The sequence below is a fragment of the Hoeflea sp. AS60 genome (assembly GCF_038900115.1).
Taxonomy (GTDB): Bacteria; Pseudomonadota; Alphaproteobacteria; order Rhizobiales; family Rhizobiaceae; genus Hoeflea.
Genome location: NZ_JBBMQP010000010.1, coordinates 1 through 14,456 on the forward strand (window position 1 = coordinate 1; position 14,456 = coordinate 14,456).

At 52.6% G+C, this 14,456-nt stretch carries 10 protein-coding genes and 1 pseudogene; 4 read left to right on the top strand and 7 right to left on the bottom strand.

All coding sequences use genetic code 11. The annotated features are described in order from the left end of the window. Nucleotides 1-135: 135 nt before the first annotated feature. Nucleotides 136-729 carry an Arm DNA-binding domain-containing protein gene (locus WNZ14_RS23460; RefSeq protein ID WP_342871109.1) on the bottom strand — a complete coding sequence of 198 codons (594 nt, stop codon included), beginning with the start codon at nucleotides 727-729 and terminating at the stop codon, nucleotides 136-138. Nucleotides 730-880: 151 nt separating this feature from the next. Here WNZ14_RS23460 and WNZ14_RS23465 point away from each other — a divergent pair, with 151 nt between their 5' ends. After that, nucleotides 881-4,174 (top strand): HD domain-containing protein, encoded by a 3,294-nt coding sequence (locus tag WNZ14_RS23465; protein WP_342871110.1) that lies wholly within the window; start codon nucleotides 881-883, stop codon nucleotides 4,172-4,174. A gap of 437 nt (nucleotides 4,175-4,611) precedes the next feature. Here the strand turns inward: WNZ14_RS23465 and WNZ14_RS23470 are convergent. After that, nucleotides 4,612-4,755 (bottom strand): annotated as a pseudogene (locus WNZ14_RS23470) (integrase core domain-containing protein); the annotation flags it as partial. Nucleotides 4,756-5,020: 265 nt separating this feature from the next. Continuing rightward, a complete protein-coding gene (locus WNZ14_RS23475; RefSeq protein WP_342871111.1) occupies nucleotides 5,021-5,341 on the bottom strand; it encodes a hypothetical protein in 321 nt (106 codons plus the stop codon). Between WNZ14_RS23475 and WNZ14_RS23480 the strand changes: the two genes are divergently transcribed. The 3 genes from WNZ14_RS23480 (at nucleotide 5,306) to WNZ14_RS23490 (ending at nucleotide 9,080) form a co-directional block, all read left to right on the top strand. Then, nucleotides 5,306-6,943: a BTAD domain-containing putative transcriptional regulator gene (locus tag WNZ14_RS23480; protein ID WP_342871112.1), complete on the top strand. Its 1,638-nt coding sequence runs from the start codon at nucleotides 5,306-5,308 to the stop codon at nucleotides 6,941-6,943. The two genes, WNZ14_RS23475 and WNZ14_RS23480, sit on opposite strands and share 36 nt — an antisense overlap. Before the next feature lie 66 nt (nucleotides 6,944-7,009). Further along, nucleotides 7,010-8,026, top strand: a complete 1,017-nt coding sequence (locus tag WNZ14_RS23485) for a phosphatase PAP2 family protein (protein ID WP_342871113.1) — start codon at nucleotides 7,010-7,012, stop codon at nucleotides 8,024-8,026. After that, nucleotides 8,019-9,080, top strand: a complete 1,062-nt coding sequence (locus WNZ14_RS23490; RefSeq protein ID WP_342871114.1) for a C1 family peptidase — start codon at nucleotides 8,019-8,021, stop codon at nucleotides 9,078-9,080. Before WNZ14_RS23485 ends, WNZ14_RS23490 begins: the two co-directional genes overlap by 8 nt. Nucleotides 9,081-9,318: 238 nt before the next feature. Here the strand turns inward: WNZ14_RS23490 and WNZ14_RS23495 are convergent, their stop codons facing one another. The 4 genes from WNZ14_RS23495 to WNZ14_RS23510 all read right to left on the bottom strand — a co-directional run bounded on the left by WNZ14_RS23495 (nucleotide 9,319) and on the right by WNZ14_RS23510 (nucleotide 14,395). Next, complete coding sequence (locus tag WNZ14_RS23495; protein WP_342871115.1) at nucleotides 9,319-9,774, bottom strand: hypothetical protein; 456 nt, start codon at nucleotides 9,772-9,774, stop codon at nucleotides 9,319-9,321. Next, on the bottom strand, nucleotides 9,761-10,465 hold the full coding sequence (locus WNZ14_RS23500; RefSeq protein WP_342871116.1) for a hypothetical protein: 705 nt from the start codon (nucleotides 10,463-10,465) through the stop codon (nucleotides 9,761-9,763). Before WNZ14_RS23500 ends, WNZ14_RS23495 begins: the two co-directional genes overlap by 14 nt. A gap of 185 nt (nucleotides 10,466-10,650) precedes the next feature. Continuing rightward, complete coding sequence (locus WNZ14_RS23505; RefSeq protein WP_342871117.1) at nucleotides 10,651-12,444, bottom strand: heme peroxidase family protein; 1,794 nt, start codon at nucleotides 12,442-12,444, stop codon at nucleotides 10,651-10,653. A 454-nt stretch (nucleotides 12,445-12,898) separates the two neighbouring features. Beyond that, nucleotides 12,899-14,395 (bottom strand): recombinase family protein, encoded by a 1,497-nt coding sequence (locus WNZ14_RS23510; RefSeq protein ID WP_342871118.1) that lies wholly within the window; start codon nucleotides 14,393-14,395, stop codon nucleotides 12,899-12,901. Nucleotides 14,396-14,456 lie beyond the last annotated feature (61 nt).

Genomic DNA, 14,456 nt, shown 5'->3' on the forward strand with positions numbered 1-14,456 from the left:
CTACGCCATGCTGGACGAAGCAGCCATGGCCGCATAACTTAAACCAAACGGTCTCCGGTAAATCCGGTGCGGTTCAAGCCTTCACATGCGCCAGCACCGTAGATAGCGATCATTTCCTCATCAGTGAGCACGCGATCACGCGCAATCTCCTTCGTGGGCGCCCTGAGAGCAGCCACAGGCGATGTTTCGATCATGCCGCGGTCTATGGCACCAGTTCATGAGCTTTTTGATCGCAGCCAGCGCCTGGTTCGCCCGTGTCGGTGCACCACCGGCAATGATCGTATCGAGTACCCGCACAATGTCAGCGCGTTTGATCTGATCGATGGGGCAGGGGAACAAAGGCGAGAACTTTTGCAGGACGCGCTCGGTTCCGCGCCAGTCCTTGTTACGTGGCTTGGCGTAAAGTTCGATGAACTGAGGTACGACCTCGCCAAGGGACAGGCGAGGGTCAAACACAGAAGGGGAGTTCTGATCGTATTGCCCGAGTTCGATATCGCGCAGGATGTCTCGTGCCTTCTCACGCGCATCAGCCAATGACACGATAGGATAAGCGCCAATGCGAATGCGCTTCATACGCCCAGCAATGCGGCGGGATACCCCAAACACCTTCCCACCTGTGGCTGACACACGCAAGTGCAGGCCGGGCAGCAAGGCGTCTTGTACTTCGTAGCGCTTGCCTGTCGCAGGTGGCAGGGCTTCAATGGTCTTGGGCGTCAGCTTCTTTTTCATGACGTGCATATTAAGATTGCAACGTCCGCGTGTCAGGGTATGGTTTGAGACGGATGTTCAAAGGTGGAGGGCTTTTGGCTGAGGTCATGCCCGTTCGGCTTGTGATTTAGCGGGTGCAATTAGGCTTGGCATAACTCACTTAGGAGCGATGATGACAATAGATGTACTACTTTTGATCGCGCTTACGGAAGAAAGTGAAGCCCTTTCATCAAGTGGTTTCTATTCACTTTCGTCTCCAAGAGTCTATCAGAATTTTGAGTATCAAAGCTTTGATTTTCTTGATGCTTCAGATGTTCGTCGGCGTGGCCTTTTTGTATCTGCCGGAGAAGTTGGGTCCCGCATTCGCGACGCCGCTACATTGTTTGCAACCAAATTCAAGCCAAAGATTGTTCTTAATGTCGGCATCTCTGGTCGTCTGAAAGATGCCAAAGTCGGTGATGTAGTCGTTCCCTCCCAATTGAATATTTTTGACTATCGTTCGGCAGCGCAAGACGAAGGCGATGTCGGATACTCAATCCAAGTCGGAATGAAGCCCGCTTTAGTCAGCAAGGACGCCCAGCTCCTGGTGAATTCGATCACCTTTAGGGAAAGAAACAAGTTGCCTACCTTGGAAGAATACGCTGCCGCGCACGGCGTTGATCTTTCAGAAGATGAGATTTCTCAAATAACAAAGTGGAGAAGTTCGGCCATTTTGTCTACAAGTCCAAGTATTGTTGTTGGTCCTTTCGCCGTAAGCAATATGCTAATCAAATCAGAGAATTTTAAGAGAGATGTCCTTCAAAGAAGCGACAGAAATTATATTGCTGCCGATATGGAAAGCGCCTTTATAGCTGATGGCTTAAAGGCAATAAGGGATGAACCGCCTTTTTTTGCGATCCGCGCAATAAGTGATCCTGCGAACTCGGATAAAGGAAAATTTGATGCTGTCGGCGAGGGGATTTTTCGGCGTTGGGCCATGTCAAACGCTGTTCAGACATTGAAGAGCCTTCTGGAGGACAGATACACATACGGTGAAGTGGGGTCGGATCTAGCTTCAGCAATAAAATTAGAGAATTTGGATGACGATTATCTTCCAAATTACCCCGGCCAATATATCGAAGATGCTAGTGATTTTGACGCTCTGGATAAGAGGTTCGCCAATCTGCGCAGGCGAAAAAAGAAAGATGGTGATTTACAAAAGGGCAAGGAATTACTTGTCCCTTTCTCTGAATTTGTCGAAGTTATCAGGAAAAGCCCGAAAGGTGGGAAATTCTTGCTGGAAGGGCGCAGTGGGAGTGGGAAAAGTGCAGCGCTAAAAATTTTGGAATTGGTGTTAAAGAGTGAATTTGGGGATAGGTGTGGTGTAAAATTTTTTAATGCGCAAAAGCTATTGTTGCGAGCAAAAAGGTCTTCGGTCAGAGACGAAGTTAAGCGTATTATTGATAATTTGGATTTTTCCGATAAAGCATTAAGATATTATTTTCTTGTAGATGAGCTTCACGGTGATCAAAAGGAATGGGAGATATTCGATCACCTTGAAGACTTTTTGTCATCAAAAGAGATTTGCCTGGTACTTTCGTTTGGAGTTGAACACTTTGAGCTGTCCAACATTTTGAAAGATGAGCCAATTTCACCGGCAATTTACAGAATGGAATTTGCTGAAATATTTGAGTTTAAGCAAGTATATAGGCTAGATAGAGTCACGTTTCTCGAACTTGTAGAGGGATTAATTAAAACAGGCTTGCCAAACTCTGGAGCAAGCGCAGAAAACATTGTAAATGAAATGGGGAATTTGAATTTTCCTTATGTGAATCATTTTTCAATTTCACTATTTATAGATAATTACAAGAGACATGCTTTTAATAACGTAAAAAATAGTACTAATTTTATACTTAGAGCAATGAGAATGCTTTGTGATGAGATTTCAAAAGAAAAAAGTGACGATTATTTCGAACAAATATGCGTTGAAGCGTTGAGAACGAATTGTAAGGAACTAGCAATCGCCGGATACCCAAAAGAACGCGAATCATATTTGGAGGAATATCGGCGCAAGTACGCGACTTTACCCAAAATGGTACAGACAGCGTTAGTTGCAAATGCAATCGTGTACATATTGTCATTATATAATAAAAATGGATCGGATGTATTTCATAATTTTAATATTATTGAGGAAATATTTTTTTCTTTAGTATTTTCAAATGATGTGAATATTTGCGTCAAAGATATTTTGGAGAATGAAAATATTGAAGATTCAGTTTTAAATACGGCGAAGAAGATAATCGGAGATATTAATTATACGGGACTTGCATATTCAATTTACCTAGCGGGAAGGGCGCGCTCCACAAAGGGTCGCCGAAAGGCTGACGAAATTCTCGAAATTGCAGCTATGATGCTCGAAGACGATAAAGCCGAAAGCAGCGCCCTAAGAATTGCTAGGCGCTCTTTGTACATTAGTTCCGCTTTAAAGGGGGATCGCGGTGCTACAGATAAGTACATAGAGTTGCTGCTTTCAAATCCGCACGAGGATAGCCTGAACAGAGGTTTTCATCTTGAATATTACGGAGACCAGCTCGCAAGCATGGGTATTACGGTAGCGCTCGAACTTGAAGATAAAGGTGGACGATGGTCCTCGTGCCGAAAGATATTGGGTGACAAGATAAATGATGCATTGGCTAAGGGAAATCTCAACGAGTATGATAGAATATGTATAATTACTTATTTTTCCCTCGTTCGTTATCGGCTTGAGCTTGGAGAATTGAATAGTCAACAGAGGCTCGCAGAACGTGAATTTGCAGAGCGTCTATTAGCAAGTAGCCTATCGGTCGGGCAGTCAATTAACGCCTACTTAAACATGCTGAAAATTGGTTTAACCAATAATCAGTATTCCTATTTGGACGCTATCGTTGGGCTTTATGTGATAAAAATGCTTCCTAGAGTGGGATGGGTCCAAAGAGAGTTTGGGCATAATGATAATGCCGTAGAGACTGTTGCGTCGCATGTGTTCGGGGCAATGTTATTGGCGGACCTGCTTGCGGACAAGGCTAAGCCGGATATCTCTGTAGCCGAGCGAGGTGAATTGTCACGGATCATACTCTATCATGATCTCGCAGAGGCATACATTGGTGACTATGGTCCCAAGGATGGTGAAACCAAGGCGAAGGAAAATGAGGCTGTACTAAGAATTCGCGCCCATGCTCAGTTCCGAAATCTTAAGCGGCTGTCGGACACGTATGATATATGGGATCGTTTCGAACGTGGTAGTGACGAACTTTCTATTTTGGCGAAGGACTTCGATCGTCTTGACGCTGTGTTACAGGCAAGTATTTATACGGGTAAGTTTCGGGATACTGAACAGAGACACGAATTTTTAGGATATTACATCCAGCTTATTCAGAACGCTACTTTAAGGGAAATTGCTGAAGAGATATTTCGGCGTTCAGAGTTGATAGCGGAGAGCGTTCACTAGCTTTTTTCTTTCTGACGTTTGGTGCCATGGGGGAGCCAATGTAGCTGCACTTGAATGAGAGGAATTGAGAACAATCGGTACGGATCGGAAAGGCCGGTTTCAACCAGGTCAGCGACCTACCGAAACAAGCTGTTTGGACTTGAGGCACATCGCGCGGACACCTTGACTCAATCATAATCCGCGTGTCGGGGGTTCAAGTCCCTCTCCCGCTACCAAAATTTCGGATATATTGCAGGTGGTCATGACCTGACACGGGGTTGTCATCCGACGCGGAGTGGCGCCTGAGCTGCTTTTCTTACGCCTGTCGGCGTGGTGTGAGCAACCTGCGAAGGCACGAAACAATCATGATGCGCGGCGCTGGAGCCGTATGCGGCCAGGGGCCACCGGGTCCTTGTAGCCGAGCGAAGATCAAGGCCTTGCGGTGGTGCAGCCTGCCCCCAGTCGGCGATGGTGCTTTGGACATAGTCGAGACCAAAGAACAGGCTCTCCTTCACCAGCTCATCCCGCACCCTGCCGTTGAAGCTATCAATGTAGCCGTTCCGCATCGGCTCGCGCGTGGCGATGTAGTGCCACGCGGCGCGATGATACTTTGATCGGGCAAGGATGTGTTTGACGAGAACTCCGGGGCTATTCAAGGCGCAGTTTCAGTAATGTCGGCTTTTCAGAAGAGAATTACGCCGACACCGGATCGTGGCTAATCAATGCTGGCGAAAGCTCCGAGCGGATGGCCATGAAGCTTGTTGAAAACTCGTGCCCTTGCTAACAAAAAGAAGCGACTGCCTTCGCAGTCGAAACGGGGGTGTCAGCGTGTCGAAGCCTTTTTTGATACACTGCATGACTGATTGTTCAGTTTCGTTTGGGACTCAGCGAATTCAACTCCCCGGCCGCAAAGCGCGCGCACTTCTGTCGTATCTTGCACTCAGCGGCAAGGGGCAGATCGATCGTGTCTTTCTTGCCAGTTTTTTCTGGCCGCAATCGGATCATGCCAAAGCCCGCATCTCGCTGCGCCAGACCTTGTTTGAGATCAGGCGTGTTCTGGGCGATCATTCCAACAGCCTGTTGGAGTTGAACAGAGAGACTGCGGGTTTTGTTCCGGGCGCTTATCGAACCGATATCGACGAGCTTCTCGATATGAGTACGAATCTCATGTCCGTCGGGGAATTGCATGGAAATTTCCGCCGTTTATCGGACTTGCTGACGGAGTTCGAAGACATTGGCGATGAGTACGCCAACTGGATCGCGGAATTCAGGAACAGCGTATTGCTGCAAGCAGTCGAAATGCTGCAGGCGTTCCTGGAGCGCAACGATGTGCACGCATCGACCCGCAAAGAACTGGCTCGAGTCATTCTGTCACTGGATGAGTTCAATGAGGGGGCTGTGCGCCATTTGATGAGCGCTCTGTATGATCTGCAAGAGAGCGCTGCTGCGCTGCAGGTGTACAATTCCTTCTGCGAACTCGTCGATGACCAACTCGCGGCAGAACCATCCGCGGAGACGCAAGATCTGGCGGTCGAGATCAAGCTTTCAATCAATGCGCCTGCCTCCGGTGTCGCGTCATCTGTTCGGCGGAAGGGGCGAAACGGTGTCGTCGTCGTGCCCTACAATGTTCTGTCGGATGACCCCGACTTGCGGTTCGTGTCACTGGGTTTGCTTGACGAGGTGACCTGTCGGCTTGCCTCCAACCGGACCATTCCTGTCGTATCGAGCAATTCAACACGGCACTATCTTGGTACCGACGTGACAACCCGCGAAGTCGCTGAGACCTTCAACGCGAAATATGCCGTCTTCGGCAGCATGAGGCCGCGTGGCGAAATCATTTCCATCGCGACGCAGGTCGTCGATCTGGACGATGAAAAGATCCTCCACGCGCTGACCATAGAGCGCCCTTTTGGCGCGGCTCTGAGCTATGAGGTCGAGCTTGCGGCCCTGATCGCAAACCAGATCTCGCCGAACATCGATCAGACGGAGCTGTCAAGGACCATCCGTTTCGCCTCCAGAGAGCTGGAGCCGTATCACCTGACCCTCCGAGCCAAGGATCTCCTGCTGGATCTGTCCCATGCGTCTTTCGTGGAGGCCGGGCAATTGCTGGATCGGGCAATCCTCCTGGCGCCGATGTTCGGGCCCGCCTACAGCATGAAGGCCGATTGGCATGCATTGAAAATCTGGCAACGCTGGAGCGATCATTTGCATGATGATCTCGCAGCCCTCGAACGAAACGCGGCCAAAGCCATTGAATATTCCCCGGGCGATGGCCGGTCGCGTGCGATCCTGGCCCATAGCCGGATCATCAACTCCGAGGATTACGATGCGGCCCTGAAGCTGTTCGACAACGCACTGACGCTGATGCCCAACGACAGTGAAACGCTGATTTGGACCGTACCGGGGCTGGCCTATTCCGGCGATGCCGATGGCGCGATCAAGAACGGACTCAAGGCATTGGAGCTCTCCCCGCTGGACCCGTTCATATCGCGCTATCACCATTTCATCAGCCTGGCATATTACTCCACCGGCGCCTTCGGAGAGGCTGTTGAACACGGCAAGATCAGTTTTGAACTGAACCCGAACCACCTGTCCAATTTGCGCACAACGATTGCGTCGCTTTGGGCATCCGACCGAAAATCGGAGGTGGAGCCCCTGGTGGCGCATCACCGAAAGATCTTCGGAAAGGGAGCCATAGTCTATCCCAACGGATCCGGTCCGCCTTTTCGGGATCTCGCCAAGCGTCGCGAAATGGTTGCGCATTTGCGAGATGCAGGCCTGCCGGTGTGAAGGGGCGATAACGTTGGACTAACGGTCCTTCTGTAGCACCTGATCGACGAGTGAAAGGGGACGAGGATGATCAACAGAGGTTCAAGTCAGGGGGGCGTTCAGGGCGGCGTCCAAGGGGGCGTCCAAGGGGGCGTTCAAGGCGGGGTGCAGGGTGGGGTGCAAGGCGGCGTTGCCTCCGGTATGGCCAATGGCGCGAGTTTGCCGATGGTCGATCCGCTTTTGCCATCCTTTCCGGATGTTCCGAAACCCTTCGACCTGATTTCGAGAACCAGCGGCTTGGGCTTCCCAAGCGAAAATTGGGACCCGAAGCTTTCGGCAACAAGCAAAATTCCGGGCATCCTGCAGCAGATCGGACCAGTTTCCGATGCGGATCTCGAAGCGGCGTTGCTCCCACTTTTCCCCAATGCCAAGGGAGGCGAGACGCCGGGCGACGGCAACGGGGACCGGACTCCACTTGAAAGCGAAATCAAGTCGATCCTGCGGCTGCGGGCTGATTTCCTGGATCGGCGGGCTGGCGAGATCGTCGATCAGGCAGGTGCCTTCGATCACTACTTCAACAGCATGCTGAGCGTGTCTGACGTGAACCTTCGGGCGACGCGGGAAGTGATCACCCTGTGCATCCTGATCGGCGGCATGTTCAGCCAGCAGGCCAAGGGCATCTTCATGCGCCCCCGACCCGTGCAGATCTATCCGGCAATGATGCCGGTTATTGCCACCCCTTCGCACCCGTCCTTTCCCAGCGGCCATGCCACGCAATCCTACCTGGTTGCCAAGGTGCTATTTGCGATGGCGAAAGCCCCTGCGCTTGAAGCCTATCTCTTCAGCCTCGCCGGCAGAATATCGGAGAATCGCGAGATCGCAGGTCTTCATTACCAGAGCGATACGCGTGCCGGCGAAGCGCTTGCGGACATGCTGGCGGAAAAACTTCTGGAGACAGACGCAATGAAGGCCCTGGAAGTCCAGGTCGAAAATGAATTGGCACATTTCAAGGCCGTTGAAGACAGTATTGTCATTGCGGACATACTTGCGGATCCCGCGGACGCTGACCCAGCCGTTCCGGAGGAGGGCACAGGAGATGCGTGACGCGCGAGGCGTGGTTTTCAATGTGCGGCGTGAACTGGAGGAGATTGGCGGGACCCCGGTACTGTCGATAATTGGGTCGGACGGTCAGCCCAGGAGTTCTGGGATCAGAAACTTCGATGAGCTTGTGAAGGTGCTGGCAGAAGCGGAAATCAGTTTCCGTCCTCAGTTGAAGCTGTTCAGGACTGGTCCCGAAATGCTCTACGATCCGAAAAGCAAGATCTGGCCGGTGCGCGATCAGGGTACATCCCGGGGCACCTGCGTGCCCTTTGCGGCGCTGGCCGCGTTGGAGCTTGATGTCCTGCGAAGCCAGGATCCGCCGACCGGGGTCGATTACGCGGAAGAGTTTGTCTATGCCAGGTCACGCAAGGAACTTGGCCACCTTGGACCCGGCAAGGAGCCTGGGAATGACACCTCCGGCGCAACCTTTCTGGTTCAAGCGGCAAGGGCGTTGATTGATTTCGGCGTGCCGCCAGAAGAGAGGCTTCCCTACAAATACATCCAGAACGACCCCGCTTGGACCGCCCCCGTGTCCCAAAGTGTATCGGACGAAGCCCTGCTTAACAGGCTCGATAAAAGCAGGGTCTTTGTGACTTTAAAAATTCATCGCAGGCCGGAGATCGAGAACGAGTTGACTGAGCCGTTCTTCGAAAAAGAATCGCTTGTAGTTGAATTCATTCAGGCGAGCCTTTTGAGTGGGGCGGCCGTTTCCATTACCCTGCCGGTCTATCCGACCGGCAATCACTCTCCCTGGACGGTTGGAAATGCGTGGAAGACCGGCGTCATCCCGGATCTTACGGATGCTGTCAAAGAGGCAGGTTCGAACAAGATAGGCCATGCGGTGTGCATTATAGGAATGGTGCCGGACCCGGGCGCAGCCGAGGGCGAGATAAAAGGCTGGTTCATTTTTCGAAACAGCTGGGGAACACGTTTCGGCTATGCCCGGCCTCAAAATCCCGTGCTCGACAAGGTTCTTGCCCCCGGCTATGGCGCGATTTCATTTTCCCATGTTGCTGAAGGTTGCTGGGGTATGATGGCGCTTTTGCCTTCCGGTTGATGACCGTCGGCTTCTTCCGAAAATATAATCCACGATTCATTTCACTTGTGTCGACGAATTCATGTTTCGGCAGGCGATATTTTAAATGTAAAATCTATTTTTATTCAAATATTGGATTTTTAATTTTAAAAAATCGCCTGTATTCTGGATTTATATTTGATCTTTTTTAATTTAAAGAATTCGAAATTGGGCCTGGAAAGTTCTTCTTTGCATCTTTAAGGCCTGAATTTTTACCCAATCAGCGCACAATCTGTTCGGACTGGTTATCAACATTTTCTGATGGAACAGTAAAGATGAGCATATCCTGCGTGACTGATTTCATTTGTTTCTCAAGATCTCTCAGTTGCTGTTCAAGTTTTCTCAGATCCTGGTATTCAATGTCTTGTTCCACATCCAGCGACTGAGTGCTGGGCGACCGGCGCAGGAGTTGCTGAATTAGAACTCCCGGCGATCCCTGGTCGCCGTTCTGAAGCGTTATGTCCGGTGCAGGGGAGGCCTGCTGAAAACGGGCCTGATAATAGGTGCCGTAAAGAAATGCACGGCAGAGGTCGCTGTTGTGCTGAGGATGTGTGGGATCAGCAATACAGGCATTTGCCATCTGATCGACGGCGGCGGTTCGTTGCGGGTCAACATCGCTCATGGCCATGAGCGGCAGGCAGGCCGCACAAACGGCGAGTATTTCAGGACGGGTCATTTGAAGTTCCTCCGTTTTGCGGTTCGGTTTGTTCATCCAAAAGCAGTTTGAAGTCTTTCAGCTCGCGACCGGTCCTGGCGGCGTCCTGTTGCGCCTCAGCCTCGTCGGTGGCGTCCGCCTGCTCGGCAGGTGATATCTTGACGCCGGCTGTCATGCCGACCGTATTTCGCCATGTATTGAGGTCTTGCACAAACACCGGAACGTCGCGGACCTCCACCACGGGAGAAAGCGAGTTTGTGAACAGGAGTGTAATGGACAGGGTACAGGACCCGAGGAAAACCATGATCAGGCCGGGGAAGGTCGAATTGGCCATCAGCTTCAATTCGGATGCCTGTATTTCTGCCGCGTTTTCGGCAGGTGAACGGACGCGATCGAACACCAGGACAGAGCCGAGAATGATAGTGGCAAGAGAAACCACAATGGCGGCAGCGGATAGGGAAAAGCGGTAGATCAAGGCGTACCCGACACGTGCAGAGCGCATGTTCTGAATGTCGGACTCAAGTGCAAGCCGCTGACATTCCGGGGTCGCGCAACCGGCAATGAGATTGCTGGCGCCGTATTCCGCAAAGTGCAAATGCTGCAGGACGGCCGAAACGAAGAGGTACAAGACCAGCAGGGTTACAAACCAGGCGGATGCGATGGAAACGTAGCGGGCGGCTTCCTTGGAATAGATATGGGACGTGTCCGACATTGTGAGCCCCTCTGCAGATTGTCATTTCATCATCAAACAATGCTGGCGCCACGCGTTCACTAGATCCGCTTGAGGTTGGCTCAACACTGTCAAGTTTCAATGGTGCTGCACACGACGGTGCTTGCCGAAGATGAGAAAGCCCACGGTGTGTGGCCCGTGGGCTTTTTCGTTCTCAAGTGGCTCGGTTACATCAGACCGGAAGCTTCGACGAGCCGCTCAAAGGAGGTGATCGGCTTGCCCCTGGGTTTGATCGAGTCCTGCGGATGCCAGCGTCCGTTGTCGCTGCCCGGCTGGGACCAGAAGCTGTTGGGGTCGTTGACGATCAGCCCCACCAGGGTTTCGGCCACCAGGCGGCTGCCCAGTTGTCCGAGAGTCTCGCCGTCGGTTTGAACTTCGGCCTCGCGCAGGATGTAGTACCAGAGCGGCGTCGCATCGAGCATGTCGGCGCGCTCCAGCGCGGCGCCGCCGGGGCCACTGCGCAGGACCTTTTGCGACAGCGGTGTAATGGCAATCTTGTGCTTCGCCATTTTCGCGATGCAGGCCTGCGCCGAGGGAATGGCCAAACGGAAGGACCGGCGCAGATTGCGTTCTGCAAGGTGCCGCATGCGGGCATGCATGCCTTTGGGTTCGTTGAACATATCCAGCAATGGCGGCGCCAGATGGGTGTCGATGCGCCGGGTGAAACGGTCCGGACACTTGCCGCTGTCATCGATGAAGCGGCTCCAGTCCACCACCCAATTGTCTGGTAGAGTGGGGAAATGCTGGATGTCACCCATTGCCGAGACGACGACGTGCATTGGCGGCGAGGCGCCGCCCGTCAGCCGGAAGAGTTGGCGGAAGTCTCCGCGCGCTGCAATCGGCTCGGGACCGCGACCAAAGTGCTTGTTCCAGTCATAGTCCGGGCGCGCCATCGTGTGTCCAAAGCGAAAGGCGGCGACTGAGAACTCCAGTGGCATCGGCAAGCGGGAGCCATCTCCAGGTCCCACCCGATCGAAGAATTTTTTGTAGAACGGGGCGTTGTCGGCGAGAACCGAGGCCAGGACGTCCTGTTGGCAAATGCGCGGCAGATAGTCGTGCAAGATCAGCCACTGGTAGGTCCAGCGGGTCAGATTGCGCGCAAAATTGAACGTGGCCTCGGAAGAAAGGTCCTTGGGTCCGCCGATCGTATGGGCGTGCACCACGCAGACATTGTGAAAGCGCGCCATGGCGAGGTGGGTCTGCGACACGGCCAGATTCTCGTCATTCCGCCCGTCGCCTATGACGGCCTTTTGCCGGTTTACCTCTCCGGGAGCACCGGAAAAGGCATCCTGCAGGTCGGCTGACAGTGAGCCGATATCGTCGGGATCAATGGTTCCGCTGTCGATCAGGCGACCCAGCCGCAGCACATCGCGGGCCGGGTCTTCAGGTTTCTCGGCAGCGAATGGCGGGGTCGGTGTCGACTTGCCAAGTCTCAGCTTCGCCTTCCAGACCGGATGACGCAGCAGTTTTCCGTCAACAATCTGCTTTGCGAAGCTTCCTTGAAGCACCGCTCCGCCATAAAGGCTGTCGAGATCCAGCTTCCCCGTGCGCAGGTTTGCAACCTTGGCCTCGACCTCGGCCGGCTTCAGCGGCGCAAGGTCGGGAACGTCGATCTCGGAGACGGAAATCTCGCGATCGGTTCCTGCGGTGATGTCGTGATCGATGAATTGACCGATATAGGTGAAGGCTGCGGGAATCTGCGAGTTGTCATGGTCCTGCGGGGTCTGATCGACCATTTCAGTGGCAATTTCACGCAACGCATCGAGGGTCTTGGAATTGGCCGGAATGCCTGACGCGCCGTCGCAGATATAGCCAAACTGGCCGAGTTTGCCTGGGTCCCATGCCGGATATGTCTCATCCGGCCGATACCCGCAGGCATCCCTCGCCATCCGCCTGTTGTCGCGCGTGTAGTCGCTGTATTCGTATACGGCATGGCCGCCGTGGCCCTTCATGAACAGCATAATGGTGTCCTCCAGATCGGTTCATGCGAATGGTGAAAATCTTCGCTCTTCAGGAATGCAGAACAGGAGTGAGCCCAACGTTAGTTCTGCGTTAGAGGCTTGGTTCGGCAGTTTCCTGACGGCAATCGGACATCAGACTGTAATTCAAGTAGGCGAGGAAGGCTGATGTCTTCGTGCGTTCGCTGGCGGCGGTCGTGCAATCGCCGATATAAGCTCGCCAGTCTATTGAACCAGCAAATCGACTTGCAGCGAACCGAGCCAGGTCGGTTGGATTTTCTGATCCGATTAGAATTCGATCATCTGGGTTGCAATGGGGCGCATTTTCCGGTGGGCTTGAATGCGGCTAATTGGAAAAGCCTGAGGCAGCTCAGAGAGCTAATCCTGAACGCATTCAATCGGTACGTGAAAAGGCTTGGATCAGAATGAGCCTAGGTAACAGTTATCCTAGCCTCAATCATAATCCGCGTGTCGGGGGTTCGAGTCCCTCTCCCGCTACCACTATTCCCCCCAATTTCGGTGCATGCGAAGCCCGGTTTGCCGCTTCAACCAGCAAGCCAATCAGTCCTTTGATCTCTATATGCGTGCCAAATTCCTGCGGTGTGATGATAATCGCATCAACAAGCTTTCGGATCGCCATTGCGGCCTCTCGATTTTCATCGGTTATCTGGACGGCGTACATGGATGCCATGTCATCAACAAAAACGGCGAACTTTTTGACCGACGATGGATGGAGCACGACTGTCTCAGGCAGGGAAGGTAAGGCTCGCTTTTTCTCTCCCAGGTCACCAATTTCATTGCGAATTCCCAAAATCCGCTCATTTGCCAAGACACCGTCCAAGACACCCTTTTCATAGTCCGCCCACAATCTGGTCTCGCGCTGCTTCAATTCCGCGATCTGCTTGTCGACAATCCGAGTCTGCTCGATGGTTTCACCCGCCAGACGAGATCGCTCTGAATTGTATCCTTTTATCATCTCAGCGAGGGCCTTTGTCTGGCTCAGCTGATCCTTGAGGCCAGCCAACGTGGTTTCTACGATCTCATCAAGATAGTACGCGCTGGAGTTCACGCATGAGCGGGATTCTTTCATCGTGGAGCACTGCATGCGGATACGACCGCTGCTCTGATCTTTCATAGACATGCCGCCATTGCAGCAACCGCAGCGTAGCATTCCAGAAAACAAGGTTTTTGCGCGGCGATATGTGGACGGATGTTCGCGATCCGTCGGGAACAGAGATTGGACTCTGTCAAATAAATTGGCGTCAACAATTGCCAATTCTGGGACTTCGTGAGTCACGATGTCGGCAATCTTATTTGAACGGCTGACCCTTTTGCCTGAACTCGGATCACGTACCATTGTCACTCTATTCCACTCTCTTATGCCCTTATAAATCGGATTACGCAGGATTCCGTTCCGTCGTTTGCGGGAGCCATTCAAGGTGGAGGAATTCCATTTGTCTCCAGATGGTGCGGGGATTTTTTCGGCGTTCAAACGCCCCGCGATCTCCCTCGGGCTTCTTCCATCTATGCGCTCGGCATATATGCGCCGAACAACAGCGGCTTCTCCCATCAGGATGCCATCACCCTCATCTATGATAAGCTCACCAGATTGCCCCGTTATTGGCTTCTTGTAGCCGTAAGGCTTGCCACCTGCGCTCTTCCCTGCGCGAATCTGACCGTGCTGGCCCCGCTTTACCGCATAAGCGGTCGATTCCAATTGGTTGCGGGAGACTATAGCCATGATAGCCGCCGTATTCCGCTCGACCTTGCCCTGTGCAACGGAATGCAACTCGATTTGGTGAAACGTGAGTGTCTTGAAAATGAAAGACATGTCGCCTTCGTCGCGGGTCAGTCTGTCCAAATGGTCAACGATCAAAATCTTGATCCCAGATGACGCGAGCTCTTGCAGCAGGCTCAGGATACCTGGTAGAATAAGGATTGAACCGCACCGGATTTACCGGAGACCGTTTGGTTTAAGTTATGCGGCCATGGCTGCTTCGTCCAGCATGGCGTAG

Excerpts from the sequence above, each read along its gene's own strand:
- WNZ14_RS23460 (WP_342871109.1), bottom strand. The coding sequence starts at position 729 with ATGAAAAAGAAGCTGACGCCCAAGACCATTGAAGCCCTGCCACCTGCG.
- WNZ14_RS23465 (WP_342871110.1), top strand. The coding sequence starts at position 881 with ATGACAATAGATGTACTACTTTTGATCGCGCTTACGGAAGAAAGTGAA.
- WNZ14_RS23480 (WP_342871112.1), top strand. The coding sequence starts at position 5,306 with ATGAGTACGAATCTCATGTCCGTCGGGGAATTGCATGGAAATTTCCGC.
- WNZ14_RS23475 (WP_342871111.1), bottom strand. The coding sequence starts at position 5,341 with ATGCAATTCCCCGACGGACATGAGATTCGTACTCATATCGAGAAGCTC.
- WNZ14_RS23485 (WP_342871113.1), top strand. The coding sequence starts at position 7,010 with ATGATCAACAGAGGTTCAAGTCAGGGGGGCGTTCAGGGCGGCGTCCAA.
- WNZ14_RS23490 (WP_342871114.1), top strand. The coding sequence starts at position 8,019 with ATGCGTGACGCGCGAGGCGTGGTTTTCAATGTGCGGCGTGAACTGGAG.
- WNZ14_RS23495 (WP_342871115.1), bottom strand. The coding sequence starts at position 9,774 with ATGACCCGTCCTGAAATACTCGCCGTTTGTGCGGCCTGCCTGCCGCTC.
- WNZ14_RS23500 (WP_342871116.1), bottom strand. The coding sequence starts at position 10,465 with ATGTCGGACACGTCCCATATCTATTCCAAGGAAGCCGCCCGCTACGTT.
- WNZ14_RS23505 (WP_342871117.1), bottom strand. The coding sequence starts at position 12,444 with ATGCTGTTCATGAAGGGCCACGGCGGCCATGCCGTATACGAATACAGC.